This window comes from Pseudomonas sp. Z3-8 (genome assembly GCF_051131975.1).
In the GTDB taxonomy this organism is placed as follows: domain Bacteria; phylum Pseudomonadota; class Gammaproteobacteria; order Pseudomonadales; family Pseudomonadaceae; genus Aquipseudomonas.
Genome location: NZ_CP071643.1, coordinates 4,960,799 through 4,987,327, shown reverse-complemented (window position 1 = coordinate 4,987,327; position 26,529 = coordinate 4,960,799). Strand labels below are relative to the sequence as shown.

General features: G+C 61.5%; 26 protein-coding genes and 1 other RNA gene. 22 read left to right on the top strand and 5 right to left on the bottom strand.

Annotated elements, in window-relative coordinates; all coding sequences use genetic code 11:
* Positions 1-115 precede the first annotated feature (115 nt).
* Positions 116-1,252 (top strand): acyl-CoA dehydrogenase family protein, encoded by a 1,137-nt coding sequence (locus J3P94_RS22835; protein WP_434569744.1) that lies wholly within the window; start codon positions 116-118, stop codon positions 1,250-1,252.
* Between the two features lie 134 nt (positions 1,253-1,386).
* Here J3P94_RS22835 and J3P94_RS22830 read toward each other — a convergent pair whose 3' ends face one another.
* The gene (locus J3P94_RS22830) at positions 1,387-2,427 is read right to left on the bottom strand and encodes an NADP(H)-dependent aldo-keto reductase (protein ID WP_434569743.1); all 1,041 of its coding nucleotides are present in this window, start codon (positions 2,425-2,427) and stop codon (positions 1,387-1,389) included.
* Positions 2,428-2,672: 245 nt separating this feature from the next.
* Between J3P94_RS22830 and rplM the strand changes: the two genes are divergently transcribed.
* From rplM to J3P94_RS22795, 7 genes are all read left to right on the top strand, one after another.
* On the top strand, positions 2,673-3,101 hold the full coding sequence (gene rplM, locus J3P94_RS22825) for a 50S ribosomal protein L13 (RefSeq protein ID WP_003205365.1): 429 nt from the start codon (positions 2,673-2,675) through the stop codon (positions 3,099-3,101).
* A 14-nt stretch (positions 3,102-3,115) separates the two neighbouring features.
* Positions 3,116-3,508, top strand: coding sequence for a 30S ribosomal protein S9 (gene rpsI / locus J3P94_RS22820; protein WP_003228056.1), 393 nt, complete (start codon positions 3,116-3,118; stop codon positions 3,506-3,508).
* 257 nt (positions 3,509-3,765) lie between these two features.
* Positions 3,766-4,359, top strand: coding sequence for a ubiquinol-cytochrome c reductase iron-sulfur subunit (gene petA / locus J3P94_RS22815; protein WP_305496657.1), 594 nt, complete (start codon positions 3,766-3,768; stop codon positions 4,357-4,359).
* Positions 4,359-5,570, top strand: a complete 1,212-nt coding sequence (locus tag J3P94_RS22810; protein ID WP_305496655.1) for a cytochrome b — start codon at positions 4,359-4,361, stop codon at positions 5,568-5,570. The genes petA and J3P94_RS22810 overlap by 1 nt, the downstream gene beginning before the upstream one ends.
* A complete protein-coding gene (locus J3P94_RS22805; RefSeq protein ID WP_305496653.1) occupies positions 5,570-6,352 on the top strand; it encodes a cytochrome c1 in 783 nt (260 codons plus the stop codon). Before J3P94_RS22810 ends, J3P94_RS22805 begins: the two co-directional genes overlap by 1 nt.
* Before the next feature lie 152 nt (positions 6,353-6,504).
* Positions 6,505-7,122, top strand: a complete 618-nt coding sequence (locus tag J3P94_RS22800; RefSeq protein WP_003178195.1) for a glutathione S-transferase N-terminal domain-containing protein — start codon at positions 6,505-6,507, stop codon at positions 7,120-7,122.
* A 16-nt stretch (positions 7,123-7,138) separates the two neighbouring features.
* Positions 7,139-7,549, top strand: a complete 411-nt coding sequence (locus J3P94_RS22795) for a ClpXP protease specificity-enhancing factor (RefSeq protein WP_434569742.1) — start codon at positions 7,139-7,141, stop codon at positions 7,547-7,549.
* A gap of 320 nt (positions 7,550-7,869) precedes the next feature.
* Here J3P94_RS22795 and J3P94_RS22790 read toward each other — a convergent pair whose 3' ends face one another.
* The 4 genes from J3P94_RS22790 to J3P94_RS22775 all read right to left on the bottom strand — a co-directional run bounded on the left by J3P94_RS22790 (position 7,870) and on the right by J3P94_RS22775 (position 11,309).
* Positions 7,870-8,448, bottom strand: coding sequence for a BON domain-containing protein (locus J3P94_RS22790; RefSeq protein WP_030139689.1), 579 nt, complete (start codon positions 8,446-8,448; stop codon positions 7,870-7,872).
* Positions 8,445-9,038: a phosphoheptose isomerase gene (locus J3P94_RS22785; protein ID WP_007928463.1), complete on the bottom strand. Its 594-nt coding sequence runs from the start codon at positions 9,036-9,038 to the stop codon at positions 8,445-8,447. Before J3P94_RS22785 ends, J3P94_RS22790 begins: the two co-directional genes overlap by 4 nt.
* A gap of 97 nt (positions 9,039-9,135) precedes the next feature.
* Positions 9,136-9,498, bottom strand: a complete 363-nt coding sequence (locus J3P94_RS22780) for a YraN family protein (RefSeq protein ID WP_434569741.1) — start codon at positions 9,496-9,498, stop codon at positions 9,136-9,138.
* The gene (locus J3P94_RS22775; RefSeq protein WP_434569740.1) at positions 9,498-11,309 is read right to left on the bottom strand and encodes a penicillin-binding protein activator; all 1,812 of its coding nucleotides are present in this window, start codon (positions 11,307-11,309) and stop codon (positions 9,498-9,500) included. The genes J3P94_RS22780 and J3P94_RS22775 overlap by 1 nt, the downstream gene beginning before the upstream one ends.
* 236 nt (positions 11,310-11,545) lie before the next feature.
* Here J3P94_RS22775 and rsmI point away from each other — a divergent pair, with 236 nt between their 5' ends.
* From rsmI to J3P94_RS22705, 14 genes are all read left to right on the top strand, one after another.
* A complete protein-coding gene (gene rsmI, locus J3P94_RS22770; protein ID WP_434569739.1) occupies positions 11,546-12,418 on the top strand; it encodes a 16S rRNA (cytidine(1402)-2'-O)-methyltransferase in 873 nt (290 codons plus the stop codon).
* Between the two features lie 74 nt (positions 12,419-12,492).
* Positions 12,493-12,846: RNase P RNA component class A (gene rnpB / locus J3P94_RS22765), an RNA gene on the top strand.
* A 308-nt stretch (positions 12,847-13,154) separates the two neighbouring features.
* On the top strand, positions 13,155-13,610 hold the full coding sequence (gene mraZ, locus J3P94_RS22760) for a division/cell wall cluster transcriptional repressor MraZ (protein ID WP_186530428.1): 456 nt from the start codon (positions 13,155-13,157) through the stop codon (positions 13,608-13,610).
* A complete protein-coding gene (gene rsmH, locus J3P94_RS22755; protein WP_305496646.1) occupies positions 13,607-14,554 on the top strand; it encodes a 16S rRNA (cytosine(1402)-N(4))-methyltransferase RsmH in 948 nt (315 codons plus the stop codon). Before mraZ ends, rsmH begins: the two co-directional genes overlap by 4 nt.
* Entirely contained in the window at positions 14,551-14,844 is a 294-nt protein-coding gene (gene ftsL / locus J3P94_RS22750; protein WP_003178214.1) for a cell division protein FtsL, read from the top strand. The genes rsmH and ftsL overlap by 4 nt, the downstream gene beginning before the upstream one ends.
* The gene (locus tag J3P94_RS22745) at positions 14,844-16,583 is read left to right on the top strand and encodes a peptidoglycan D,D-transpeptidase FtsI family protein (protein WP_305501351.1); all 1,740 of its coding nucleotides are present in this window, start codon (positions 14,844-14,846) and stop codon (positions 16,581-16,583) included. The genes ftsL and J3P94_RS22745 overlap by 1 nt, the downstream gene beginning before the upstream one ends.
* Positions 16,583-18,046 carry a UDP-N-acetylmuramoyl-L-alanyl-D-glutamate--2,6-diaminopimelate ligase gene (locus tag J3P94_RS22740; protein WP_434569738.1) on the top strand — a complete coding sequence of 488 codons (1,464 nt, stop codon included), beginning with the start codon at positions 16,583-16,585 and terminating at the stop codon, positions 18,044-18,046. Before J3P94_RS22745 ends, J3P94_RS22740 begins: the two co-directional genes overlap by 1 nt.
* A complete protein-coding gene (locus J3P94_RS22735) occupies positions 18,039-19,406 on the top strand; it encodes a UDP-N-acetylmuramoyl-tripeptide--D-alanyl-D-alanine ligase (protein ID WP_434569737.1) in 1,368 nt (455 codons plus the stop codon). Before J3P94_RS22740 ends, J3P94_RS22735 begins: the two co-directional genes overlap by 8 nt.
* A complete protein-coding gene (mraY, locus tag J3P94_RS22730; protein ID WP_030139681.1) occupies positions 19,406-20,488 on the top strand; it encodes a phospho-N-acetylmuramoyl-pentapeptide-transferase in 1,083 nt (360 codons plus the stop codon). Before J3P94_RS22735 ends, mraY begins: the two co-directional genes overlap by 1 nt.
* A gap of 5 nt (positions 20,489-20,493) precedes the next feature.
* Positions 20,494-21,840 carry a UDP-N-acetylmuramoyl-L-alanine--D-glutamate ligase gene (gene murD / locus J3P94_RS22725; RefSeq protein ID WP_434569736.1) on the top strand — a complete coding sequence of 449 codons (1,347 nt, stop codon included), beginning with the start codon at positions 20,494-20,496 and terminating at the stop codon, positions 21,838-21,840.
* Positions 21,837-23,054, top strand: coding sequence for a putative lipid II flippase FtsW (gene ftsW / locus J3P94_RS22720; protein WP_370870999.1), 1,218 nt, complete (start codon positions 21,837-21,839; stop codon positions 23,052-23,054). The genes murD and ftsW overlap by 4 nt, the downstream gene beginning before the upstream one ends.
* Positions 23,044-24,114: an undecaprenyldiphospho-muramoylpentapeptide beta-N-acetylglucosaminyltransferase gene (gene murG / locus J3P94_RS22715; RefSeq protein ID WP_434569735.1), complete on the top strand. Its 1,071-nt coding sequence runs from the start codon at positions 23,044-23,046 to the stop codon at positions 24,112-24,114. Before ftsW ends, murG begins: the two co-directional genes overlap by 11 nt.
* Positions 24,107-25,567 (top strand): UDP-N-acetylmuramate--L-alanine ligase, encoded by a 1,461-nt coding sequence (gene murC, locus J3P94_RS22710; RefSeq protein ID WP_305496639.1) that lies wholly within the window; start codon positions 24,107-24,109, stop codon positions 25,565-25,567. The genes murG and murC overlap by 8 nt, the downstream gene beginning before the upstream one ends.
* Complete coding sequence (locus J3P94_RS22705; RefSeq protein ID WP_305496638.1) at positions 25,564-26,529, top strand: D-alanine--D-alanine ligase; 966 nt, start codon at positions 25,564-25,566, stop codon at positions 26,527-26,529. The genes murC and J3P94_RS22705 overlap by 4 nt, the downstream gene beginning before the upstream one ends.

The following is a 26,529-nucleotide window of genomic DNA, read 5'->3' as shown; positions in this document are numbered from 1 at the left end:
GTCACCAGACGGCTGGATCGTCTTATTTTTTGTCGGATGTGTCCAGTGTCCTGTCGTACGCCGCAGGCTTAGGCTCTGTCGGATAACCACGTCCAACAATAACCAAAGGTGCGCCATGATCCCCAGAACCCTGTTCAGTCCCGAACACGAGTTGTTTCGCGACACCGTACGAACCTTCCTTGAAAAAGAAGCCGTGCCGTACCACAGCCAGTGGGAGAAACAGGGGCACATCGATCGCCAGCTCTGGAACAAGGCCGGGGAGGCGGGGATGTTGTGCTCGCATCTGCCGGAGGCCTACGGCGGGCTGGAAGCGGATTTTCTCTACAGCACGGTGGTGATCGAGGAAATCGGCCGCCTGGGGCTGACCGGGATCGGTTTCTCGTTGCACTCCGATATCGTCGCGCCTTACATCCTGCATTACGGCAGCGAAGCGTTGAAGCATAAATACCTGCCGAAACTGGTGTCCGGCGAAATGGTCACGGCCATCGCCATGACCGAGCCGGGCGCCGGTTCCGACCTGCAAGGCGTGAAGACTACGGCAGTACTCGACGGTGATGAATACGTGATCAACGGCTCCAAGACGTTCATTACCAATGGCTTCCTGGCCGAGCTGGTTATTGTCGTCGCCAAGACCGACCCGAAGGCGGGGGCCAAAGGCACCAGCCTGTTCCTGGTGGAGGCGGGCACGCCGGGCTTTGAAAAAGGCAAGCGCCTGGAAAAAGTCGGAATGAAGGCCCAAGACACGTCTGAGCTGTTCTTCCAGGATGTCCGCGTGCCGAAGGAAAATCTGCTGGGCCAGGCCGGAATGGGCTTCGCCTACCTGATGCAGGAACTGCCTCAGGAGCGCCTGACCGTCGCCATCGGTGGCCTGGCCTCGGCCGAGGCGGCGCTGCAATGGACGCTGGATTACACCCGGGACCGCAAGGCGTTCGGCAAATCCATCGCGGATTTCCAGAACACCCGCTTCAAACTGGCGGAAATGGCCACCGAGATCCAGATCGGCCGGGTCTTTGTCGACCGCTGCCTGGAGCTTCATCTGCAGGGCAAGCTCGATGTACCGACGGCGGCGATGGCCAAGTACTGGGGCACCGACCTGCAATGCAAGGTGCTCGACGAATGCGTGCAGCTGCATGGCGGCTACGGTTTCATGTGGGAATATCCGGTCGCCCGGGCGTGGGCTGATGCGCGGGTGCAGCGGATCTATGCGGGGACCAACGAAATCATGAAGGAGATTATTGCGCGGTCGCTTTGATTATTGCGTTGGATGTCAGATCGCTTTCGCGAGCAGGCTCGCTCCCACATGGGTTTTGTGTCGATCGCAATGTAGCGGTCAGACAAAAAGCCAGTGTGGGAGCGAGCCTGCTCGCGAAGGGGCCTATGAATCAATCAAGGCGCCGGATTCGGCTGGTCCTTGTGAATCGCCTCGATTCCCGCCAGCACTTCATCCGACAGCTTCAGGTCGAAGCTGGCGATGTTGCTGTCCAGTTGCTCCAGCGTGGTGGCGCCGATGATGTTGCTGGTCACGAACGGCTGCTGGGTAACAAATGCCAGGGCCATTTGCGCCGGGTCCAGGCCGTGTTCGCGGGCCAGTGCCACATAGCGGCTGCAGGCGGCTTCCGATTGCGGGTTGAAGTAACGCATGAAGCGGCTGTACAGCGTCAGGCGGCCCTTGGCGGGCCGTGCGCCGTTTTCGTATTTGCCCGACAGGAAACCGAACGCCAGGGGCGAATAGGCCAGCAGGCCGCATTGCTCGCGAATGGCGATTTCCGCCAGGCCGATTTCGAAGCTGCGGTTGAGCAGGTTGTACGGGTTCTGGATCGACACCGCGCGAGGCCAACCGCGGGCTTCGGCCAGGGCGAGGAATTTCATGGTGCCCCACGGCGTCTCGTTGGACAGGCCTATATGGCGGATCTTGCCGGCGCGGACCTGCTCGTCCATGGCTTCGAGGGTTTCCTCCAGAGGGGTGAAATCTTCGTCGGCCTTGTGCGTGTAGCCCAATTGGCCAAAGAAATTGGTGCTGCGCTCCGGCCAGTGCAGTTGGTACAGGTCGATCCAGTCGGTCTGCAGGCGCTTGAGGCTGGCGTCCAGCGCTTCGACGATGTGGCGGCGGTTGTGCTTGAGATTCTTGTCGCGGATATAGTCGATGGTATTGCCCGGGCCGGCGATCTTGCTGGCCAGGATCCAGTCGGCGCGGTCGCCACGGCTCTTGAAATAATTACCGATATAACGCTCGGTGGTGGCGTAGGTCTCGGCCTTCGGCGGCACGGGGTACATCTCGGCGGTGTCGAGGAAATTGATCCCGGCACCCTTGGCGCGTTCAATCTGGGCGAACGCCTCTGCTTCGCTGTTCTGCTCGCCCCAGGTCATGGTTCCGAGGCACAGGGCGCTGACATTCAGATCGGTACGGCCTAGCTTGCGATAGTCCATCAGGGACTCCTTGGGCAAAACAATCATAAAAGCAGGTTGAAATATTTTTCGCAATCTGCATAATTGCGCACCTCTTTCTGCAGTGGAAGTGATGCGCCGCCGCCGAAGAATCTTGCCGTTGAACGGACGCGCCGACCCGAGCCCCCGAAAGCGTCTGTATCCGGCTGCCTTTGACTTGTCAAAGTACGCACTATTCAGTAAGATCCGCCGTCTAATTTACAGGGCGGCCCCTGAGGCTATAAAGAATGAAAACTTTTACTGCTAAACCGGAAACAGTAAAGCGCGACTGGTTTGTCGTCGACGCTGCTGGTCAGACCCTGGGTCGTCTGGCCACCGAAATCGCGAGCCGTCTGCGTGGCAAGCACAAGCCTGAGTACACCCCTCACGTTGACACCGGCGACTACATCGTCGTGATCAATGCCGAGCAAGTACGTGTTACTGGCGCTAAAACCACTGACAAAATGTACTACTCCCACTCCGGTTTTCCTGGCGGCATCAAGTCGATCAACTTCGAAAAGCTGATCGCCAAAGCCCCTGAGCGCGTGATCGAGACCGCGGTTAAAGGCATGCTGCCTAAAAACCCACTGGGTCGCGACATGTATCGTAAGCTGAAGGTTTATGCGGGCGCTGCTCACCCTCATACTGCTCAGCAGCCCCAAGAACTGAAGTTTTAACGGAATAGTTCATTATGTCGGCGACTCAAAATTACGGCACTGGCCGTCGCAAGACTGCAACCGCACGCGTTTTCCTGCGTCCGGGTACTGGCAACATCTCCATCAACAACCGCTCCCTGGATAACTTCTTCGGCCGCGAAACTGCCCGCATGGTAGTTCGTCAGCCGCTGGAACTGACCGAGACCGTCGAGAAGTTCGACATCTACGTCACCGTTATCGGTGGTGGTGTAAGTGGCCAGGCTGGCGCAATCCGCCACGGCATCACTCGCGCCCTGATGGATTACGACGAAACTCTGCGCAGCGCCCTGCGTAAAGCTGGCTTCGTAACTCGCGATGCTCGCGAAGTAGAACGTAAGAAAGTCGGTCTGCGTAAAGCGCGTAAGCGTCCGCAGTACTCGAAGCGTTAATTTCGCTTCCGCGTTCAAAAGGCGCCCAGTTCCTCACGGAGCTGGGCGTTTTTTTTATGCTCGAAATAATTGCTCTGTGACAACTTGCCACATTCGTAGAGCCCCTATACTACAAGGCCTGGCGGTTTGGCCGCTGGGTAATTACCTTGTCAGAATTGGGGGTTTTCATTACCATTCGGCAAAATTTTTATAAGTTCAGATTTTTACTTAGTAGACGCCTGATTTAACAGGCCACAAAGCTGATGGGAGAGGACTGAATGAGCAATGACGGCGTGAATGCAGGCCGGCGTCGCTTCCTGGTAGCAGCCACATCCGTGGTGGGTGCTGCAGGAGCGGTGGGGGCTGCGGTCCCGTTCGTGGGGTCATGGTTTCCCAGTGCCAAGGCGAAAGCCGCAGGCGCACCGGTGAAAGTGAATGTCAGCAAGATCGAGCCAGGCCAGCAGATGATTGCTGAGTGGCGCGGCCAGCCGGTATTCATCGTCCGCCGTACAGAGGAGATCCTGGGGAATCTGAAAAAGATCGAGGGCCAGCTGTCCGATCCCTCTTCCAAGAACTCGGTCCAACCGGAGTACGTCAACCCTGAAACCCGTTCGATCAAGCCGGAAGTGCTGCTGCTGATCGGGATTTGCACTCACCTGGGTTGCTCGCCAACGTTCCGTCCCGAAGTGGCGCCTGCCGACCTGGGCAAAGACTGGGTCGGTGGTTATTTCTGCCCATGCCACGGCTCCCACTATGACCTGGCCGGTCGCGTCTACAAATCGCAGCCTGCACCTCTGAACCTGCCAGTTCCCCCGCATTCCTATGAGTCGGACGACATCATTGTCGTTGGCGTCGATACGGAGAAAGCGTGATGAGCAAATTAATGGACTGGTTTGATGCGCGCTTTCCCGCGACCAAGATGTGGGAAGACCATCTCAGCAAGTATTACGCGCCGAAGAATTTCAACTTCTTCTACTTTTTTGGCTCCCTGGCATTGCTCGTCCTGGTCAACCAGATCGTTACCGGTGTCTGGCTGACCATGAGCTACACCCCGTCGGCGGAGGAAGCGTTTGCCTCCGTCGAGTACATCATGCGTGATGTCGAGTACGGCTCGATTCTGCGTCTGCTGCACTCCACCGGCGCCTCGGCGTTTTTCATCGTGGTCTATCTGCACATGTTCCGTGGCCTGCTCTACGGTTCGTACCAGAAGCCGCGTGAGCTGGTGTGGGTGTTCGGCATGCTGATCTACCTCGCGCTGATGGCCGAAGCCTTCATGGGTTATCTGCTGCCGTGGGGCCAGATGTCCTACTGGGGCGCCCAGGTGATCATCTCGCTGTTCGGTGCGATCCCGGTCATCGGCGATGACCTGACCCAGTGGATCCGTGGTGACTACCTGATCTCGGGCATTACCCTGAACCGCTTCTTCGCCTTGCACGTCGTGGCCTTGCCGATCGTGATCCTCGGCCTGGTGGTGCTGCACATCCTGGCGTTGCACGAAGTCGGCTCGAACAACCCCGATGGCGTGGACATCAAGAAACACAAGGACGAGAACGGCGTGCCGCTGGATGGCATCGCCTTCCACCCGTACTACACCGTGAAAGACATCGTCGGCGTGGTGGTCTTCCTGTTCATCTTCTGTTCGATCGTGTTCTTCTTCCCGGAAATGGGCGGCTACTTCCTCGAGAAGCCGAACTTCGAACAGGCCAACGCCTTCAAGACCCCTGAGCACATTGCCCCTGTCTGGTACTTCACCCCGTTCTACGCGATCCTGCGGGCGGTTCCCGACAAGCTGCTGGGCGTAATTGCCATGGGTGCCGCGATTGCCGTGCTGTTCGTCCTGCCCTGGCTGGACCGCAGCCCCGTCAAGTCGATGCGCTACAAGGGCTGGCTGAGCAAGATCTGGCTCTGGGTGTTCTGCATCTCGTTCGTGATCCTCGGCGTGCTGGGTGTGCTGGCACCGACACCGGGCCGGACGCTGCTATCGCAGGTCTGCACCTTCCTGTACTTCGCCTACTTCATTCTGATGCCGTTCTACACCAGGCTCGAGAAGACCAAACCGGTTCCGGAAAGGGTGACTGGCTGATGAAAAAGCTATTTTCTGTACTGATCCTTGCTGCGTTGCCTGTCCTGTCCTTTGCGTCCACATCGAGTGGTCCGGAGCTGGAAAAAGTCGACATCGACGTTTCCGACAAAGCGGCCATGCAGGACGGCGCCCGTACTTTCGCCAACTATTGCATGGGCTGCCACAGCGCCAAGTTCCAACGCTACGAGCGCGTGGCCGATGATCTGGGTATTCCCCATGAGTTGATGCTTGAAAAACTGGTGTTCACCGGCGCCAAGCTGGGCGACCACATGAACATCGGCATGCAGCCGGCGGATGCCAAGACCTGGTTCGGCGCGGCGCCGCCCGACCTGACCCTGGTGGCGCGCGTGCGTGGTACCGACTGGCTCTATGGCTATCTGCGTTCGTTCTATGAAGACCCTGCGCGCCCCTGGGGTGTGAACAACAAGGTCTTCCCGAACGTCGGCATGCCGAACGTTCTGGTCGGCCTGCAGGGGCGTCAGGTGATAGGCTGCAAGCAGGTTCAGATCGTCGAGGACGGCAAGAAGCAATATGATCCGCTGACCGGCACCGCTTTGACCCATGAGGCCTGCGACCAGCTGACCATCGTGCCGAACTCCGGCAGCCTGACCCCGGAGCAGTTCGACGAGAAGGTCAAGAACCTGGTGACCTTCCTGGCCTACTCGGCCAACCCGGTGAAGCTGGAACATCAGCGCATCGGTACGTATGTATTGCTGTACCTGGCGTTCTTCTTCGTATTCGCTTATCTGCTCAAGCGTGAATACTGGAAAGACGTGCATTGATAAAGCTGTAAGCCGTTGCTGTTAATCGTGCGCGCCCAAGGGCGTCTCTGAAGGTGTAACGAGCCTGGTCGGCCAGGTGGTTACGGGAGACGCCCTCTGGGCGCGCTCGTTTTTCCGTTTTTCGATAATTTCAACAAGCGAGGAGGATCGCCATGGGCGTGACCAATCGGTTGGCCTGTTACTCCGACCCCGCCGACCACTATTCCCACCGGGTACGTATCGTACTGGCCGAGAAGGGTGTCAGCGCCGAGATCATTTACGTCGAAGCGGGCCGTCAGCCGCCGAAGCTGATCGAGGTGAACCCTTACGGCAGCCTGCCCACGCTGGTCGATCGTGACCTGGCACTGTGGGAGTCGACCGTGGTGATGGAATACCTGGATGAGCGTTATCCGCATCCGCCTTTGCTGCCGGTGTACCCGGTCGCGCGTGCCAACAGTCGTTTGCTGATCCATCGCATCCAGCGTGACTGGTGCGGGCTGGTGGACCTGATCCTGGATTCCAGGACCAAGGAGCCGGCGCGTGTCGTGGCGCGCAAGGAATTGCGCGAAAGCCTGACCGGCGTGTCGCCGCTGTTTGTCGACAAGCCGTTTTTCCTCAGTGAGGAACAAAGTCTGGTGGATTGCTGCCTATTGCCCATACTCTGGCGTTTGCCGATCCTGGGTATCGAACTGCCACGGCCCGCCAAGCCGTTGCTTGATTATATGGAGCGCCAATTTGCGCGTGAGGCTTTCCAGGCGAGTCTGTCTGGTGTCGAACGTGACATGCGCTAAGGCTTAGGGAGCCGCTATGAACTCCAGTCGACCTTATCTGGTCCGCGCGCTCTACGAGTGGATTGTGGACAACGATTGCACCCCGCACATGCTGGTCAATGCCGAGTATCCGTCGGTACAGGTGCCGCAGGGTTTTGCCAATGACGGGCAAATTGTCTTGAACGTATCGCCGGCCGCTGTGCGTCATTTGCACATGGACAACGATGCGGTCAGTTTCGAGGGGCGCTTCGGTGGGGTGCCGCATACGCTGTACGTGCCGATTGCCTCCATCCTGGGGATCTATGCCCGGGAAAATGGCCAGGGAATGGTATTCGAGCTGGAAGTGCCGTTGGACGGTGAGGAAGAGTTCGAGGCGGATGAGGACCTGCCGCCCGACGATGAGCCGCCGCGGCCTAGTGGGCGGCCTAGTTTGAAAGTGGTGAAGTGATTCGGGTCTGTGTGAAAGGCCGGTTACTTGGTTGAGAAAATGCCCGTGTCGTGAGATGCGGGCATCTTTTTGAGTGCCCCACCAATCGGTACCCATGTGCATCACAGATATCCCGTGGGAGCGAGCCTGCTCGCGAAGAGGCCACCACATCCGACATTTTGATCGGCTGATACTCTGCCTTCGCGAGCGGGCTCGCTCCCACAGAGAAAATGCAAAACCCACCGAAACCAGGTCGGCTTTAAGGAATATCCCGTAAAAAAAACGGCGCCTCTCCATCGCGGAGCAGACGCCGTTTTTCTTGAGCGAATGAGCGCTGGATATCAGTCGATGTACTCAAACAACTTCACAATCTTCTGCACCCCAGACACACCCTGAACCAGATTGGTCGCCTGAGCGGCCTCCTGTTTGGTCAGCAACCCCAGCAGATAGACAATCCCGTTCTCTGTCACAACCTTAATGCGCGAACCAGGAATGCTGGCGTCGGTGAGCATCTGCGTCTTGATCTTGGTGGTCAGCCAGGCGTCGTTCTGGCGGGCCAGCAGTGAGGAGGGCTGGAGGACCTGCAGCTCGTTGTGCACGGTCTTGACCCGCTGCACCGCGCTGGCTTCCTGTTCGGCCTTGGCCTTGAGGTCGGCGCGGGGTGTCTGGCCGGCCAGCAGCACAACGCCGTTGAAGCTGGTGACGACGATGTGCGAATTGTTGTCCAGGTCCGGGTCGGCCTTGGCAATGTTCACGCCCACTTTGGTTTCGATCAACGAGTCGTCGATCTTGCTGCCGAAGGTGCGGGTGCCGCGGTCGTCTTCAATCGGCTTTTCCCGGCTGGCGTTAACCACCGATGTGCAGCCGCTGATGCCGAGGCACAGGGTCAGGGCCAAAAGGCCTAGGCGATTAGGGGTCATTCTTCACTCCCGAACAGTTGGCTGTCGATCAAGTCGCAAAGGCAGTGGATCGCCAGCAGGTGGACTTCCTGAATACGTGCGGTGACATTGGCCGGTACGCGGATCTCGACGTCTTCAGGCAACAGCAGTGAAGCCATGCCGCCGCCGTCGCGACCGGTCAATGCTACGACAATCATTTCGCGATCATGTGCGGCCTGGATCGCTTGAATAATATTCGCCGAGTTGCCACTGGTGGAGATCGCCAGGAGCACATCGCCAGGCTGGCCGAGGGCGCGGATCTGTTTGGAGAACACTTCGTTGTAGCTGTAGTCGTTGGCGATTGAAGTAATCGTCGAGCTATCGGTCGTTAGTGCGATGGCCGGCAGGCTCGGACGTTCGCGCTCGAAGCGGTTGAGCAGTTCCGAAGAAAAGTGCTGGGCGTCGCCGGCCGAACCGCCATTGCCGCACGAAAGCATCTTGCCCTCGTTGAGCAAGGCATTGACCATCACTTGGCTGGCTTGCTCGATGTGCGGTGCAAGTACGTCCATCGCCTGTTGCTTGGTGTCGATACTGGCCTGAAAAAGCTGGCGGATTCGCGATTGCATGTCCATCTGTGTGACCTTAAGTAGCGCGACTTATCGGCACAAATGTGCGGCGCGCAAAGCAAAGAGCAAAAAAGTTGAGTGAAGGTGTCCGGCTCGGCTGCGCTCAACTGTCGAAGGCGTTTTGCAGCCAATTCAGTTGGTCGACGTTGCTATCGATGGCAACCACGTCGAAGCGACAAGGATGATCGGCCCAGCGAGACTCGCGTTGCAGGAAATACTGCGCCGCGAAAACCAGCTTCTGGCGCTTGCGCTGGTCAATGCTGTCGAGCGCGCCACCCCATTGGGTATTTTTTCTGTAGCGGACTTCGACGAATACTACTGTATCGCCGTCAAGCATGACCAGATCCAGCTCGCCGCGTTTGCACAGCCAGTTTTGCGCCAGCAGTCGCAGGCCGTGTTGCTCAAGATGCGCGAGGGCGAGGCCCTCGGCATCCCTGCCGCTTTGCTGGCGCGATCGGTCGGGCATCAGCGCGGAGTGTCCGGCAGGCGCTGGACCTGGCCGTTGACGAACTGCGCCCAAGGGAGTTGACGTTGCACGCGCTGGGTCGGGGAGACAGCCAGGCTGCCCGACAGGCCTTCGATGCGGCTGTCCGGCAGGGCCTTGAGCTGGCCGAGGCGCGGAGCCAGGCGATAGGCGTCAGCGCCCATCGCGTACAGCCGGCCCAGGCTGCCGGCCGCCTGGGGCCACTGCGCGGTGACCTGCTGGCGCAGCGGATCGTTCGCGTCTAGCAGCCATGGGGTTTCGCAGAAGCGAACGCCGTTCATGTCGTTGTACTGGTTCTGGTCGCCGCTGACGCTGAACACCGAGGAGGTCGCGTAGACCGGCACGTCGCCGGCGTACTGGAAGTTCAGGGTCGGCTTGATCTGCTGGGCCTGCTGCGGGGTCGACGCGAGGAAAATGAACTCGATATCCTGGCGACGCGATGGCTGCGCCGCGACCGCGGTGCCTACCGTGCTTTGCAGGCTCTTGGCGCGACCTTCGCTCTGGCGCAGCTGGAACATGTCGGCGATCTGCTGGGCCAGTTGCACCGGCTGGTCGACACGCTCGATTGCCATGATGGTCCCGCCATTGGTCTGCCAATCCTGACTGAAGGCTTTCAATACGCGATCGCCCCATTCGCCTTTCGGCACCATCACGGCTGCGCGATGCAGGCCGTCGGCGCGGGCGCGCCGGGAGACTTCGCGGGCTTCGTCTTCAGGCGCCAGGCCGAACTGGAACAGTTGCGGCGGGCCTTGTTCGCCTTCGCTGTAGTTCAACGCCAGGGTGGTGATCGGCAATTGCGGGCGTGTGCTGATCTGTTTGACCAATGGTTTTTCCAGCGGGCCGACCACCAGCTGTACGCCGTCGGCCTGGGCCTTGCGATAGAAGTCGTCCATCGAGGTCAGGCTGGCGCTGTCATAGAACTGGATGCTCGGCGGCTTCTGCCCGGCCTGTTGGGCTTGGTAATGCGCGGCCATGAAGCCTTCGCGCAGTGCTTTTGCGACCGCGGCCAGCGGGCCATTCTGCGGTAGCAACACGGCGATCTTGCCCAGTGGCTGGCTTGCCAGCTCCTTGAGCTTGACCAGTGGCGTCGGCAACTGGAGTGCGGCCGGGTGTTTCGGGTTCTGTTCGCGCCAGCTGTCGATGGCGGCTTGCTGCTGCTCCAGGGTGCCGGCGGTTTTCACGGCTTTGGCCAGGCTCAGCCAGCCACCAAGATCGTCGGTAGTGGTCGGTTGCAGTTGATCAGTGGGCAGCGAGGCGATCAGTGTCCAGATGGCTTCGTGATTTTTTGCCTTTGCTTCGTCTTCAAGCAGCGGAGCAATGAAGATCCGTTCGCGGGCAGCGGCCAGGGTCTGGCCATCGGCCTCCAGGGCGCGAGCGCGGACGGTACCGGTGCGGACTTGCTGCTCCACGGGCATTTCGCTCAGGTGCTGCAGGCTCGGATGGCTCAGCGAAGTCAGCGCGGCCTTGGGCTGGTTGCGCGTCATCGCCAGTTCGGCCGACAGCGTGTTGGCGAAAATCTGCTGGCCGGGCTTGAGCTGCTCCATCGGCACTTGTTGCAGGATCTGTGCGGACTGGCCGGCATTGCCCTGGCGGTAGGCCAGGTCGGCGGCGCTCAAGCGCAGCAGGGCGGCCTGTTCCGGGGTTTTACTCTGGGCGGCCTGTTCGAGCAATTGCTCGATACTGGCGTCCGGGGTCCGTGGAAGTTCGCCAAGGCTGGACGAGGGCGAGCTGACGCAAGCCGCCAGGAGGGCAGCGAGGCAGAGGGCGGAGAGCAGCCGCAGGCAAGCGATCATGTAAGTGTTCCTGATACGAGATCAAATTAGCGTCGAATTGTACCCAAGCACTGGCCGGGGCGCGATGTTAGTGGTGTGAATCGATCAATTTAGGTATTTCAAAGCGTGCATTGCAGCACAAAGCTGCTGCTCACTCGAGTGTCTGACCTGTGGCGAGGGAGCAAGGGTTAATGTGAGCGGCTGAGAATGGCGGCACACGCTACAATGCCCACTTTCATGATCATGAGGTGTGCGCTTTGACTGCTCCAGGTGCTTTGAATTCCGCTGCCGGCTCGCTTTACGTGGTGGCGACGCCCATCGGCAACCTGGACGATATCAGCGCCCGCGCGCTGAAGATCCTTGGCGAGGTCGCCCTTATCGCCGCCGAAGACACGCGTCACTCCCAGCGTCTGCTGCAGCACTTCGGTATTTCCACGCCATTGGCAGCTTGCCATGAACATAACGAACGGGACGAAGGCAGTCGTTTCATTACCCGTCTGCTGGCCGGCGACAATGTGGCGCTGATTTCCGATGCCGGCACGCCGCTGATTTCCGATCCGGGTTACCACCTGGTGCGCCAGGCCCGCGCTGCCGGTATCAATGTAGTGCCGGTGCCAGGTGCCTGCGCATTGATCGCGGCGTTGTCGGCGGCCGGCTTGCCATCGGACCGGTTTATCTTCGAAGGTTTCCTGCCGGCCAAGGCGGTGGGGCGGCGAGGGCGCCTGGAAGCTATAAAGGAGGAACCTCGAACGCTGATCTTTTATGAGGCGCCGCACCGTATCCTCGAATGTCTCCAGGACATGGAGCTGGTGTTCGGTCCCGAGCGCCAGGCATTGCTGGCTCGGGAACTGACGAAAACCTTCGAGACCTTGAAGGGGCTGCCTCTGGCGCAGTTGCGTGCGTTTGTCGAGAGTGACAGCAATCAGCAGCGTGGCGAGTGTGTGGTGCTGGTCGCGGGCTGGACACCGCCCCAGGACGAAGACGCGGTCAGCGGCGAAGCAATGCGCATCCTTGATCTGTTGCTGGAGGAAATGCCCCTCAAGCGAGCGGCGGCCCTCGCCGCGCAGATCACCGGCGAGCGCAAGAATGTGCTGTATCAGGCTGCGCTGGATAAACAGAAGGCCCAATGAAACCGGCGCGCCAAGCTGGCCAAGGGCTTTTAGCGCTTGTTCTTCGGGCGCGCTACCGTTAACCTTCGCGGCGGAGAGTCGATCGGACAGTCGCTGCCCTCTATGAAAATTAGGGGGGGGAGGAAAGTCCGGGCTCCATAGGGCGAAGTGCCAGGTAATGCCTGGGAGGCGCGAGCCTACGGAAAGTGCCACAGAAAATAACCGCCTAAGCGCTTCGGCGCCGGTAAGGGTGAAAAGGTGCGGTAAGAGCGCACCGCACGACTGGCAACAGTTCGTGGCTAGGTAAACCCCACTTGGAGCAAGACCAAATAGGGTCCCAAGGCGTGGCCCGCGCTGGGACCGGGTAGGTTGCTAAAGGTGTCCAGTGATGGCCATCGTAGACGAATGACTGTTCAAGACAGAACCCGGCTTACAGATCGACTCTCCACCTTTTCCCACCCTGCCGGAATCAATGGCAGAAGCAGTTCCTAAGATCAAAAAAATCTTACTCTTAATAAATCACTTTAACTTCTGCGTGCAGCCCCCTGTGTGCCTTCGAGTTAAAGCGAATTTTCCTACGTCAGTTTCTTGTTACCCCTCCTGAAACGCTCCTAAATCTCCGATCTATAAGGCTTTTCCTTCGTTCCGTGCCTTGACGGTGCGGTGGGCGCATTCCTATAGTGTGCGCAAGTGGCGGAAAGTGGCATGAAGTGGGTTTTTTTGAAGGTAAAACGCCAAAAAGTGGAGAAACGCTGACGTGTTTCGCGGAGCTAACGCTATCAGTCTCGATGCAAAAGGCCGTCTCGCCATGCCGAGCCGGTATCGTGACGAGCTCGTTTCGCGAAGTTCAGGGCAGTTAATCGTCACGATCGACGCCGTTGATCCATGTCTATGCGTTTACCCTCTCGATGAGTGGGAAATCATCGAAACCAAACTGCGCGCACTGCCTTCGCTGCGGGAAGAGAACCGTCGCCTGCAACGCTTGCTGATCGGTAATGCCGTCGACCTCGAACTCGACGGCAGCGGTCGTTTCCTGGTGCCGCCGCGTCTGCGCGAGTACGCCAGGCTGGACAAGCGCGCGATGCTGGTGGGCCAACTGAACAAGTTCCAGCTATGGGACGAAGATGCCTGGAATGCGGTTTCTGCCGCCGACCTTGCTGCTATTCAACAACCGGGCGCCATGCCTGATGAACTGCGTGATTTGATCCTGTGACTACTGATAGCGGCTTTAACCACATCACCGTACTGCTTGACGAAGCCGTCGAGGCTCTCGCCGTACGTCCTGATGGCTGCTATCTGGACGGCACGTTCGGGCGTGGCGGGCATAGCCGGCTGATTCTCAGCCAGCTTGGTCCGGACGGTCGGCTGCTGGGGTTCGACAAGGATCCTCAAGCGATTGCCACCGGGCAAGCGCTAGCGGCCGAAGACGGCCGCTTTGTCGTTGTGCAGCGCAGCTTTGCGGAGCTCGGTTCGGAAGTCGCCCAGCGCGGCCTGGCAGGCAAGGTCAGTGGCGTGTTGCTTGACCTGGGCGTGTCCTCGCCGCAGCTGGACGACCCGGAACGCGGCTTCAGTTTTCTCAACGACGGTCCGCTGGACATGCGCATGGATCCGTCCCGTGGCATCAGCGCGGCTGAGTTCGTCAATACCGCGTCCGTAGAAGAAATCGCCCGCGTGTTCAAGGAATACGGCGAGGAACGTTTTTCCGGGCGCATGGCGCGCGCGGTGGTCGAGCGTCGCGACATCAAGCCGTTCGAGCGTACCGGTGATCTGGCCGAAGTGCTGAAGGTTGCCAACCCTGCCTGGGAAAAAGGCAAGAACCCGGCGACCCGGGCTTTCCAAGGGCTGCGTATCCACGTCAACAACGAATTGGGCGATCTTGAGGCCGGTCTCGAAGCCGCTCTCGAGGCGCTGGAAATCGGTGGGCGCCTGGTGGTGATCAGCTTCCATTCCCTGGAAGACCGTATCGTCAAGCTGTTCATGCGCAAGCTCACCAAAGGCGAAGCCGATAACCTGCCGCGCAATCTGCCGGTGCGTTTCGAGGCCTTCGTACCGAAAATCAAGATTCATGGCAAAGCGCAGTTCGCCTCCGAGGCCGAGCTCAAGGCCAACCCTCGCGCCCGTAGTGCCGTCATGCGTGTCGCGGAGAAGTTGCGGTGAGCAAGCTCTTCGCCAAGCCCCTGCCAGGCGGCAGCTTTTTCATGCTGCTGCTGTTTATTGGCGTGCTCGTGTCGGCCATTGCCGTGTCTTACAGCGCGCATTGGAACCGGCAGTTGCTCAACACCCTTTACAACGAGCTCAGCGTGCGCGACAAGGCGCAGGCCGAGTGGGGGCGGTTGATCCTGGAGCAAAGTACCTGGACCGCCCACAGCCGTATCGAAGTCCTGGCGACCGAACAACTGAAGATGCGCATCCCCGGTGCGGCCGAAGTGCAAATGGTGGCGCCATGATGAAGCTCGAAGGGGCGCTGTTCCCGTGGCGGTTCCGCCTGGTCCTGGGTTTGCTCGGGATCATGGTCGCGGCCATCTCGTGGCGCATCATCGACTTGCAAGTAGTCGACCGTGACTTCCTCAAGGAGCAGGGCGACGCCCGTAGCGTGCGTCATATCCCGATCCCGGCTCACCGTGGCCTGATCACCGACCGCAATGGCGAGCCGCTGGCTGTCAGTACCCCGGTGACCACCTTGTGGGCGAACGCCAAGGAAATGCAGCAGGCCAAGGAGAAGTGGCCGGCGCTGGCTGCCGCCCTCGGCCAGGACCCCAAGGCTCTGACCGAACGCCTCGAAGCCCAGGCCAACAAGGAATTCATCTATCTGGTGCGCGGGCTGACGCCCGAGCAAGGCCAGAGCGTGCTCGACCTGAAAGTGCCGGGCGTCTACGGCATCGAAGAGTTTCGGCGTTTTTATCCGGCCGGTGAGGTCACCGCCCATATGGTCGGGTTTACCGACATCGATGACCGGGGACGGGAAGGGGTCGAGCTGGCCTACGACGAATGGCTCGCCGGTGTCGCCGGCAAGCGCCAGGTCATCAAGGATCGGCGCGGCAGGCTGATCAAGGATGTCCAGGTCACCAAAAACGCCAAGGCCGGCAAGCCCTTGGCGTTGTCCATTGACCTGCGCCTGCAATACCTGGCCAACCGCGAGCTGCGCAACGCCATCGTCGAGAACGGTGCCAAGGCCGGCAGCCTGGTGATCATGGACGTGAAGACCGGCGAGATCCTCGCCATGGTCAACCAGCCGACCTACAACCCGAACAACCGTCGCAACCTGCAGCCGGCAATGATGCGCAACCGCGCGATGATCGACGTGTTCGAACCCGGTTCGACGATGAAGGCCGTGTCCATGGCCGCCGCCCTGGAAACCGGGCGCTGGAAGCCGAGCGACACCGTCGAGGTCTATCCGGGCACGTTGCAGATCGGCAAGTACACCATTCGTGACGTATCCAAGACCGAAGGACCGGTGCTCGACCTGACCGGCATCCTGATCAACTCCAGTAACGTCGGCATGAGCAAGATCGCCTTCGATATCGGTGGCGAGGCGATTTATCGCCTGGCCCAGAAGATCGGCCTTGGCCAGGACACGGGCCTGGGCTTCCCAGGCGAGCGCGTCGGCAACCTGCCCAACTATCGTGAATGGCGCAAGGCGGAAACAGCCACTCTGTCCTACGGCTACGGTGTTTCCGTGACGGCGATCCAGCTCGTCCACGCGTTTTCCGCGCTGGCCAACAATGGCCGTATTGCCCCGCTGACGCTGATCAAGACCGACAAGGCGCCGCAAACCACCCAGGTAATCCCTGAGGACGTCGCCAAGACCATGCAGGGCATGCTGCAACAGGTGATCGAGGCGCCGCGCGGTGTCTATCGCGCTCAGGTTCCGGCCTATCACGTTGCCGGCAAGTCCGGTACGGCGCGCAAGACTTCCGTGGGCACCAAAGGTTATGCCGAGAATTCCTATCGTTCGCTGTTCGCCGGCTTCGGGCCGATGAGCGACCCGCGCTATGCCATCGTGGTGGTCATCGACGAACCGAGCAAGGCCGGTTATTTCGGCGGCCTGGTATCGGCGCCGGTGTTCAGCAAAGTGATGTCCGGCACCCTGCGCCTGATGAATATCACCCCGGATAACCTGCCGCCGACCCAGCAGGCGAGTACCGCCCCGGTCGTCCCCCTGAAAGCCGACGGAGGGCGTGGCTGATGTCCCTGAGCCTGAACAAGATTTTTGCCCACGCCGGGCATGACCTGCTGATTCGCGAGCTGGCCCTCGACAGCCGCGACGTGCGCGCCGGAGACCTGTTCCTGGCGGTGCCGGGTGGCCGTTTTGATGGTCGGGACCACATCGCCGACGCCTTGAAGCGCGGCGCGGCGGCGGTGGCTTATGAAGTGAACGGCGCAACCGTGCTGCCGATCACCGATGTTCCGCTGATTCCGGTCAAGGGACTGGCGGCGCAGCTGTCGGACATCGCCGGGCGTTTTTATGGCGAACCGAGCCGTCACCTGAACCTGATCGGCGTGACCGGCACGAACGGCAAGACCAGCGTTACCCAGTTGGTGGCGCAGGCGCTGGATCTGCTCGGCCAGCATTGCGGCATCGTCGGAACGCTGGGCAACGGTTTCCATGGCGCGCTGCAAAGCGGCCTGCACACCACGCCGAACCCGATTGCCGTGCAGGCGACCCTGGCCGACCTGAAGAAGGCCGGCGCCAAGGCCGTGGCGATGGAAGTCTCTTCCCATGGCCTCGATCAGGGTCGCGTCACTGCACTGGCATTCGACGTCGCGGTGCTGACCAACCTGTCCCGGGATCACCTGGACTACCACGGCTCCATGCAAGCCTACGGCGAGGCCAAGGCCAGGCTGTTCGCCTGGAACGACCTGAAGTGCCGGGTCATCAACATTGATGACGAGTTCGGCCGCCAGCTGGCCGCCGAGCAACGCGAGTCCCGGTTGATCACCTACAGCCAGGAAGACCCCAGCGCCTACCTTTATATCCGTCAGGCGCAGTTCGATGACGAAGGCGTGCGCGCCACGCTGGTCACGCCCCAGGGCGAACACCACTTGCGCAGCACCTTGCTGGGGCGTTTCAACCTGAGCAACGTGTTGGCCGCCATTGGCGCCTTGCTCGGGCTGGACTATGCCCTGGACGAAATTCTCAAGGTGCTGCCGAAACTCGAAGGCCCGGCCGGCCGCATGCAGCGCCTGGGCGGCGGAACCCAGCCGCTGGTGGTGGTCGACTATGCGCATACCCCCGATGCACTGGAAAAAGTCCTCACGGCCCTGCGCCCGCACGCCAAGGGCAAGTTGCTCTGTCTGTTCGGCTGCGGCGGCGATCGTGATCGCGGCAAGCGCCCATTGATGGCCGAGGTCGTGGAACGACTGGCCGATGGCGTGCTGGTCACCGATGACAATCCGCGCAGTGAAGATCCAGCGCGCATTTTCGACGACATCCGCGCCGGTTTCTCGGAGGTCGACAACGTCACCTTCGTGGCCGGGCGTGGCCAGGCCATTGCCCAATTGATCGCCAGCGCTTCGGCGGACGATGTCATCGTCCTGGCCGGCAAGGGGCACGAGGACTACCAGGAGATAAACGGCGTGCGCCAGGCCTTTTCCGATCTGGTGGAAGCCGATCACGCCCTGACCGCATGGGAGGTGGCCCATGCTTAAGGCCTTGAAGCTCAGCGAGCTGACCAACGCTTTGAATGCGCGCCTGATCGCCGCGGACGCCTCGTTCGACGGCGTCAGCATCGACAGCCGCGCGATCGCGCCGGGGCAGTTGTTCGTCGCCCTGGCCGGACCACGTTTCGACGGTCACGATTACCTCAACGAGGTGGCAGCCAAAGGCGCGGTCGCGGCACTGGTCGAGCGGGAAGTAAGCAACAGCACGCTGCCGCAGTTGCTGGTCAGTGACACTCGCCAGGCCCTGGGCCAGCTCGGTGCGCTGAATCGCGCGGCGTTTGCCAATCCGGTCGCGGCCATCACCGGCTCCAGCGGCAAGACCACGGTCAAGGAAATGCTCGCGAGCATCCTGCGCACGCGCGGTCCGGTCCTGGCGACCCGTGGCAACCTGAACAATGACCTCGGCGTGCCTTTGACCCTGTTGGAACTGGCGCCGGAGCACAGCGCCGCGGTCATCGAGCTCGGCGCTTCGCGGCTCGGCGAGATTGCCTACACGGTCGGCATGACCAAGCCTCACGTGGCGGTGCTCAACAACGCCGGGACCGCCCATGTCGGCGAGTTCGGCGGCCCCGAGAAAATTGTCGAGGCCAAGGGCGAGATCATCGAAGGGCTGGCTGACGATGGCGTCGCCGTGCTCAATCTCGACGATAAAGCTTTCGAAATCTGGAAGACCCGGGCCGGGGAGCGCAAGGTGCTGACCTTCGCCCTGAGCAACCTGGCGGCGAATTTCTACGCCAGCGACCTGGATCGCGACGCCCGTGGTTGCCCGGCTTTCAACCTGCACAGCCCTGATGGCGCGGAGCGCGTGCAGTTGAACCTGCTTGGCACGCATAACGTTGCCAATGCCCTGGCCGCCGCGGCCGCCGCTCATGCGCTGGGTATTTCGCTGCCGGGCATTGTCGCCGGGTTGAACGCCGTACAGCCGGTGAAGGGCCGTAGCGTCGCGCAGTTGGCGAGCAACGGCATGCGGGTAATCGACGACACCTACAACGCCAACCCGACGTCCATGTGCGCTGCTGTGGATATCCTTGCCGGTTTCTCCGGTCGCACCGTGCTGGTGCTCGGGGATATCGGTGAATTGGGCGAGTGGGCGCAGCAAGGCCATCACGATGTTGGTGCCTACGCGCGCGGCAAGGTCGATGCGCTGTACGCCGTCGGCCCGATGATGGCCCACGCCGTGGCGGCGTTTGGCGAGCACGCACAGCATTTCACCACGCAGGCCGAGCTGATCCAGGCCCTGGGCGCCGAGCAAGACCCGAACACCACCCTATTGATCAAGGGCTCACGCAGTGCGGCGATGGAAAACATCGTTGCGGCTTTGTGCGGCACCCGTATGGAGAAACATTAATGCTGCTGCTGCTAGCGGAGTACCTGCAACAGTTCCACAAAGGCTTCGCGGTCTTCCAGTACCTGACCCTGCGCGGGATCCTGGGTGTGCTGACCGCGTTGTCGTTGTCGCTGTTCCTGGGCCCGTGGATGATCCGCACCCTGCAGAGCCTGCAGATCGGCCAGTCGGTTCGTAACGACGGCCCGCAGTCGCATCTGTCCAAATCCGGCACCCCGACCATGGGCGGCGCGCTGATCCTGTCGTCCATCGGTATCAGCACCTTGCTCTGGGCCGACCTGGCGAACCGTTACGTCTGGGTCGTGCTGCTGGTGACGCTGTTTTTCGGCGCCATTGGCTGGGTCGACGACTACCGCAAGGTCATCGAGAAGAACTCCCGTGGGCTGCCAAGCCGCTGGAAATATTTCTGGCAGTCGGTGTTCGGCCTCGGCGCGGCGATCTTCCTTTATATGACCGCCGCCTCGCCGGTGGAAACCACTCTGATCCTGCCGATGCTCAAGGACTACAGCATCCCGCTGGGCGCAGGTTTCATCGTGCTGACCTACCTGGTGATCGTCGGTTCGAGCAACGCGGTCAACCTCACCGACGGCCTCGACGGCCTGGCGATCATGCCGACGGTGATGGTCGGTGGTGCGCTGGGAATCTTCTGCTACCTGTCGGGTAACGTGAAATTCGCTGAATACCTGCTGATTCCTTATGTGCCGGGGGCGGGCGAGCTGATCGTATTCTGCGGCGCGCTGATCGGTGCCGGCCTGGGCTTTCTCTGGTTCAACACCTACCCGGCGCAAGTCTTCATGGGCGACGTCGGTGCGCTGGCGCTGGGCGCGGCCCTGGGCACCATCGCCGTCATCGTTCGCCAGGAAATCGTCCTGTTCATCATGGGCGGCGTGTTCGTGATGGAGACCCTGTCAGTCGTCATTCAGGTTGCTTCCTTTAAATTGACCGGCCGCCGGGTATTTCGCATGGCGCCGATACACCACCACTTTGAACTCAAGGGCTGGCCCGAGCCGCGCGTGATCGTCCGTTTCTGGATCATCACCGTGATTCTCGTGCTGATCGGCCTTGCCACCCTGAAGCTGAGGTAGAACGAGTGTCCCTGATCGCTTCTGACCACTTCCGCATCGTTGTCGGCCTCGGCAAGAGCGGCATGTCCCTGGTTCGCTTCCTGGCGAACCGGGGTGTGTCGTTTGCCGTCGCCGATACGCGGGAAAATCCGCCTGAGCTGGCCACGCTGCGTCGTGACTATCCCCAGGTGGATGTGCGTTGTGGCGAGCTGGACGTCGAGTTCCTGTGCCGCGCCGACGAACTCTACGTGAGCCCCGGCCTGGCCCTGGCGACCCCGGCCCTGCAGGCTGCCGCCGCCCGTGGCGTGAAATTGTCCGGCGATATCGAGCTGTTCGCGCGCAACGCCAAGGCGCCGATTGTCGCCATCAGCGGTTCCAATGCGAAAAGCACCGTCACCACGCTGGTCGGTGAAATGGCCGCGGCCGCCGGCAAGCGTGTCGCCGTAGGCGGTAACCTCGGCACCCCGGCGCTGGATCTGCTCAGCGACGAGGTCGAGCTGTACGTCATGGAACTGTCGAGCTTCCAGCTCGAGACCACCGATCACCTAGGCGCTGAAGTGGCCACCGTGCTGAACATCAGCGAAGACCACATGGACCGCTACAGCGGCCTGCCGGCCTATCACCTGGCCAAGCACCGGATTTTCCGTGGTGCCCGGCAAGTGGTGTTCAACCGCCAGGACGCCTTGACCCGTCCGCTGATGAGCGAAGGGCTGCCATGCTGGACTTTCGGCCTCGGCGCTCCAGATTTCAAAGGCTTCGGTTTGCGCGAAGAGAACGGCGAGAAGTATCTGGCCTTCGAATTCCAGAACCTGATGCCGGTGCGCGAACTGAAGATTCGCGGCGCCCATAACCAGGCCAATGCCTTGGCCGCGCTCGCCCTCGGGCATGCCGTCGGGCTGCCGTTCGACGCCATGCTTTCGGCGCTGCGCAGCTTTGCCGGGCTCGAGCACCGCTGCCAGTGGGTGCGCGACCTGGATGGCGTGGCCTGGTACAACGATTCCAAGGCCACCAATGTTGGCGCCGCCCTGGCTGCCATCGAAGGCCTCGGCGCGGACATCCAGGGCAAGCTCGTGCTGATCGCCGGTGGCGACGGCAAGGGTGCCGATTTTAAAGACCTGCGCGATCCGGTGGCGGCCAACTGTCGTGCCGTGGTGCTGATGGGCCGCGATCGCGAACTGATCGCCCAGGCCCTCGGCGATGCCGTGCCGCAGGTTCGCGTCGCTTCGCTGGACGAAGCCGTGCAGCAATGCCGTGCCCTCGCGCAACCGGGCGATGCCGTGCTGTTGTCGCCGGCCTGCGCCAGTTTCGACATGTTCAAGAATTACGAAGAGCGCGGGCAACTGTTCGCCCGGGCTGCGGAGGACTTGGCATGAGCCTGATGAACATCATCAAGCCGTACCCGTCGCCGCTGATTACCGGTCGCGGTATCGACCTGGACTTCCCGATGCTCGCCGGCTGCCTGGCGCTGCTCGGCCTGGGCCTGGTGATGATCACCTCCGCCTCGTCGGAAGTGGCCGCCGTGCAATCGGGCAACACCCTCTACCACATGATCCGCCACCTGATTTACCTGGTGATCGGCCTGGGCGCGTGCATTGTCACCATGATGGTGCCGATCGCCACCTGGCAACGCCTGGGCTGGCTGATGTTGCTGGGTGCCTTCGGCCTGCTGGTGATGGTGCTGGTGCCGGGTATCGGCCGCGAGGTCAACGGCTCCATGCGCTGGATTGGCTTCAGCTTCTTCAACGTGCAGCCTTCGGAAATCGCCAAGGTCTTTGTGGTGATCTACCTCGCCGGGTACCTGGTGCGTCGTCAGAAAGAAGTGCGCGAGAGCTGGATGGGCTTCTTCAAGCCGTTCATCGTGCTGCTGCCGATGGCCGGCCTGCTGCTGATGGAGCCGGACTTCGGCGCGACGGTGGTGATGATGGGCGCGGCGGCCGCAATGCTGTTCCTCGGCGGTGTCGGGCTGTTCCGCTTCACCCTGATGGTAGCGCTGGCGTTCGCGGCAGTGACCGTCCTGGTGCAGGCCCAGCCGTACCGGATGGCGCGCCTGATCACCTTTACCGATCCGTGGGCCGACCAGTTCGGTTCCGGCTACCAGTTGACCCAGGCGTTGATCGCCTTCGGTCGCGGCGAGTGGCTGGGCGTGGGCCTGGGCAACAGTGTGCAAAAGCAGTTCTACCTGCCGGAAGCTCACACTGACTTCGTGTTCTCGGTTCTCGCCGAGGAGCTGGGGGTAGTGGGTTCCCTGTGCACCGTCGCGCTGTTCGTCTTCGTTTGTGTGCGCGGCATGTACATCGGCTTGTGGGCCGAGAAGGCCAAGCAGTTCTTTGCCGCGTACGTGGCGTACGGCCTGTCGTTCCTCTGGATCGGCCAGTTCCTGATCAACATCGGGGTGAACGTCGGTCTGCTGCCTACCAAGGGCCTGACGCTGCCGTTCCTCAGTTATGGCGGCAGCTCCCTGGTGATCTGCTGTGCCTGCCTCGGCTTGTTGCTGCGCATCGAGTGGGAAAGTCGAACCCACCTGGGCAGTGAAGAAATGGAATTCCATGAAAGCGACTTCGCCGAGGAGCCGACTCATGGGCGCTAACGTGCTGATCATGGCGGGCGGAACCGGCGGGCATGTATTCCCGGCGCTGGCCTGTGCCCGGGAGTTCCAGGCGCGCGGCTACACCGTGCACTGGCTCGGCACGCCCCGGGGCATCGAGAATGAACTGGTACCCGCCGCCGGCCTCGAGCTGCATCGGATCAACGCCAGTGGCCTGCGGGGCAAAGGCAAGCTGTCGCTGCTCAAGGCACCGCTGATGCTGCTCAAGTCGATCTGGCAGGCGCGGGCGGTCATCCGTCGGCTGCGGCCGGTGTGTGTCGTCGGCTTCGGCGGTTATGTGACCGGTCCTGGCGGCGTCGCGGCAAAACTGGCCGGTGTACCGGTGATCGTTCATGAGCAGAACGCGGTCGCTGGTACCGCCAATCGGTTACTGGTGCCGTTGGCCGCTCGAGTGTGTGAAGCCTTCCCCGACACCTTTACCCTGTCGGGCAGCCGTCGCACCACCGGTAACCCGGTGCGCACGGAGCTGTTCCTCGATACACCGCGCCCGGCCCTGGCCGGACGCAAGGCGCGTTTGCTGATCCTGGGTGGAAGTCTGGGAGCGGAACCGTTGAACAAACTGCTGCCCGAAGCCTTGTCCCAGGTCGCCGCCGAATTGCGCCCTGAAGTGTTTCACCAGGCTGGCAAAAACCACGATGAAGTGACCGCCGAGCGCTATCGCGCCGTTGGCGTCGAGGCGCAAGTGCAGCCTTTCATCAAAGACATGGCCCAAGCCTATGGCTGGGCCGACCTGGTGGTCTGCCGCGCAGGCGCGCTGACCGTCAGTGAACTGGCTGCCGCCGGTCTGCCCTCGATGCTGGTGCCTTTGCCCCACGCCATCGACGATCACCAGACCCGCAACGCCGATTATTTGGCCCGCGAAGGCGCTGCCTTCCTGATGCCACAAAGAACGACTGGCGCCGCGGATCTAGCCGCGCGCCTGACAGAGGTCTTGATGCAGCCGCAAACACTCGAAGACATGGCCCGCGCCGCGCGCCGCCTGGCCAAACCCGATGCCACGGCCCAAGTGGTCGATACCTGCCTGGAGGTGGCCCATGGTTGAGAATCGTAAAGCCATGCCGCAGCCGGAAATGCGCCGCATCCGCCGCATCCACTTCGTCGGGATCGGCGGCGTGGGCATGTGCGGGATCGCCGAGGTGTTGCTGAACCTGGGTTACCAGGTCTCGGGTTCCGACCTGAAGGCTTCGCCGGTCACTGAGCGCCTGGAATCCTTCGGTGCACAGATTTTCATCGGCCATCGTGCCGAGAACGCCGCCAACGCCGATGTGCTGGTGGTCTCCAGCGCCGTGAACACTTCCAACCCGGAAGTCGCCACCGCCCTGGAGCGTCGCATCCCCGTGGTGCCGCGCGCCGAGATGCTCGCCGAGCTGATGCGCTATCGCCACGGCATCGCCGTCGCCGGTACTCACGGCAAGACCACCACCACCAGCCTGATCGCCTCGGTGTTCGCTGCCGGTGGCCTGGACCCGACGTTCGTGATCGGTGGGCGCCTGAACGCCGCGGGCACCAACGCCCAACTGGGCACCAGCCGCTACCTGATCGCCGAAGCCGACGAGAGCGATGCAAGTTTCCTGCACCTGCAACCGCTGGTGGCCGTGGTCACCAACATCGACGCCGACCACATGGCGACCTACGACGGTGACTTCAACAAACTGAAGAAAACCTTCGTCGAATTCCTCCACAACCTGCCGTTCTACGGTCTGGCGGTGGTGTGCCTGGACGATCCTGTGGTGCGCGAAATCCTGCCGCTGATCAAGCGTCCGACCGTGACCTACGGCTTTGGCGAAGACGCCGACGTGCGCGCCATCAACGTGCGCCAGCAGGGCATGCAGACGTTCTTCACCGTGCTGCGTCCTGATCGCGAGCCGTTGGACGTGTCGGTGAACATGCCCGGCAACCACAACGTGCTCAACTCGCTGGCGACCATCTGCATCGCCACCGACGAAGGCGTCAGCGATGAAGCCATCGTCCAGGGCCTGTCGGGGTTCCAGGGCGTGGGTCGACGCTTCCAGGTCTACGGCGAGCTGCCGGTGGACGGCGGCAACGTGATGCTGGTGGACGACTACGGCCATCACCCGACCGAAGTCGCGGCGGTGATCAAGGCCGTGCGCGGTGGCTGGCCGGAGCGTCGGCTGGTGATGGTCTACCAGCCGCACCGCTACAGCCGCACCCGCGACCTGTACGACGATTTCGTCCAGGTGCTGGCCGACGCCAACGTGCTGCTGTTGATGGAAGTCTACCCGGCCGGCGAAGAGCCGATCCCGGGCGCCGACAGCCGTCAGCTGTGCCACAGCATCCGCCAGCGCGGCCAGTTGGACCCGATCTACATCGACCGCGGCGTGGACCTCGCGCCGCTGGTCAAGCCGCTGCTGCGCGCCGGCGACATCCTGCTCTGCCAGGGCGCCGGTGATATCGGTGGCCTGGCCCCGAAACTGTTGAAAAGTCCGTTATTCGCCGGAGCCACCGTGGCCTCCAGCGAGGGGAAACTGAAATGACTGCTGCCTACGCCAACCTGGTCTCGACCCTTGATCCGAAAGCCTTCGGCCGCGTGGCCGTGCTGTTCGGTGGCAAGAGCGCCGAGCGCGAGGTCTCTCTCAAGTCCGGCAACGCCGTGCTGCAAGCCCTGCAAAGCGCCGGCGTCGACGCATTCGGCATCGACGTGGGCGACGACTTCCTGCAGCGCCTGCTGAGCGAAAAGATCGATCGCGCCTTCATCATCCTTCATGGCCGTGGCGGCGAAGACGGCAGCATGCAGGGCTTGCTCGAATGCCTGGGCATCCCCTACACCGGCAGTGGCATCCTGGCTTCCGCCCTGGCGATGGACAAGTTGCGCACCAAACAGGTCTGGCACAGCCTCGGCATCCCGACGCCGCGTCACGCGGTGCTGGCGTCCGAGGCCGATTGTATTTCGGCGGCGACGGAACTGGGCTTCCCTTTGATCGTCAAACCGGCCCATGAAGGTTCAAGTATCGGCATGGCGAAAGTGAATTCGCTGCCTGAGTTGACCGCAGCCTGGAAGGACGCCAGTTCCTACGATTCGCAAGTGTTGGTCGAGCAATGGATCACCGGTCCCGAGTTCACCATCGCCACCCTGCGTGACCAGGTGTTGCCCCCGATTGCGCTGGGCACGCCCCACACGTTCTACGACTACGACGCCAAGTACATCGCCAATGACACCCAGTACCGCATTCCCTGCGGGCTGGACGCTGCCAAGGAAAAACAATTGATGGACCTCACGGCCAAGGCCTGTGAGGCGCTGGGTATCGCCGGTTGGGCGCGGGCGGACGTGATGCAGGACGCCGATGGGCAGTTCTGGTTCCTGGAAGTCAACACCGCCCCCGGCATGACCGATCACAGCCTGGTCCCGATGGCGGCTCGCGCTGCCGGCCTGGATTTCCAGCAACTGGTGCTGTCGATCCTGGCCGCCAGTGTCGGCAATCAAGAGTCCAGGGGTTAA

What these genes read in the sequence shown, in the direction of transcription:
- J3P94_RS22835 (WP_434569744.1), top strand. Translation starts at nt 116, where the DNA reads ATGATCCCCAGAACCCTGTTCAGTCCCGAACACGAGTTGTTTCGCGAC.
- J3P94_RS22830 (WP_434569743.1), bottom strand. Translation starts at nt 2,427, where the DNA reads ATGGACTATCGCAAGCTAGGCCGTACCGATCTGAATGTCAGCGCCCTG.
- rplM (WP_003205365.1), top strand. Translation starts at nt 2,673, where the DNA reads ATGAAAACTTTTACTGCTAAACCGGAAACAGTAAAGCGCGACTGGTTT.
- rpsI (WP_003228056.1), top strand. Translation starts at nt 3,116, where the DNA reads ATGTCGGCGACTCAAAATTACGGCACTGGCCGTCGCAAGACTGCAACC.
- petA (WP_305496657.1), top strand. Translation starts at nt 3,766, where the DNA reads ATGAGCAATGACGGCGTGAATGCAGGCCGGCGTCGCTTCCTGGTAGCA.
- J3P94_RS22810 (WP_305496655.1), top strand. Translation starts at nt 4,359, where the DNA reads ATGAGCAAATTAATGGACTGGTTTGATGCGCGCTTTCCCGCGACCAAG.
- J3P94_RS22805 (WP_305496653.1), top strand. Translation starts at nt 5,570, where the DNA reads ATGAAAAAGCTATTTTCTGTACTGATCCTTGCTGCGTTGCCTGTCCTG.
- J3P94_RS22800 (WP_003178195.1), top strand. Translation starts at nt 6,505, where the DNA reads ATGGGCGTGACCAATCGGTTGGCCTGTTACTCCGACCCCGCCGACCAC.
- J3P94_RS22795 (WP_434569742.1), top strand. Translation starts at nt 7,139, where the DNA reads ATGAACTCCAGTCGACCTTATCTGGTCCGCGCGCTCTACGAGTGGATT.
- J3P94_RS22790 (WP_030139689.1), bottom strand. Translation starts at nt 8,448, where the DNA reads ATGACCCCTAATCGCCTAGGCCTTTTGGCCCTGACCCTGTGCCTCGGC.
- J3P94_RS22785 (WP_007928463.1), bottom strand. Translation starts at nt 9,038, where the DNA reads ATGGACATGCAATCGCGAATCCGCCAGCTTTTTCAGGCCAGTATCGAC.
- J3P94_RS22780 (WP_434569741.1), bottom strand. Translation starts at nt 9,498, where the DNA reads ATGCCCGACCGATCGCGCCAGCAAAGCGGCAGGGATGCCGAGGGCCTC.
- J3P94_RS22775 (WP_434569740.1), bottom strand. Translation starts at nt 11,309, where the DNA reads ATGATCGCTTGCCTGCGGCTGCTCTCCGCCCTCTGCCTCGCTGCCCTC.
- J3P94_RS22745 (WP_305501351.1), top strand. Translation starts at nt 14,844, where the DNA reads ATGAAGCTCGAAGGGGCGCTGTTCCCGTGGCGGTTCCGCCTGGTCCTG.
- J3P94_RS22740 (WP_434569738.1), top strand. Translation starts at nt 16,583, where the DNA reads ATGTCCCTGAGCCTGAACAAGATTTTTGCCCACGCCGGGCATGACCTG.
- J3P94_RS22735 (WP_434569737.1), top strand. Translation starts at nt 18,039, where the DNA reads ATGCTTAAGGCCTTGAAGCTCAGCGAGCTGACCAACGCTTTGAATGCG.
- mraY (WP_030139681.1), top strand. Translation starts at nt 19,406, where the DNA reads ATGCTGCTGCTGCTAGCGGAGTACCTGCAACAGTTCCACAAAGGCTTC.
- ftsW (WP_370870999.1), top strand. Translation starts at nt 21,837, where the DNA reads ATGAGCCTGATGAACATCATCAAGCCGTACCCGTCGCCGCTGATTACC.
- murG (WP_434569735.1), top strand. Translation starts at nt 23,044, where the DNA reads ATGGGCGCTAACGTGCTGATCATGGCGGGCGGAACCGGCGGGCATGTA.
- murC (WP_305496639.1), top strand. Translation starts at nt 24,107, where the DNA reads ATGGTTGAGAATCGTAAAGCCATGCCGCAGCCGGAAATGCGCCGCATC.
- J3P94_RS22705 (WP_305496638.1), top strand. Translation starts at nt 25,564, where the DNA reads ATGACTGCTGCCTACGCCAACCTGGTCTCGACCCTTGATCCGAAAGCC.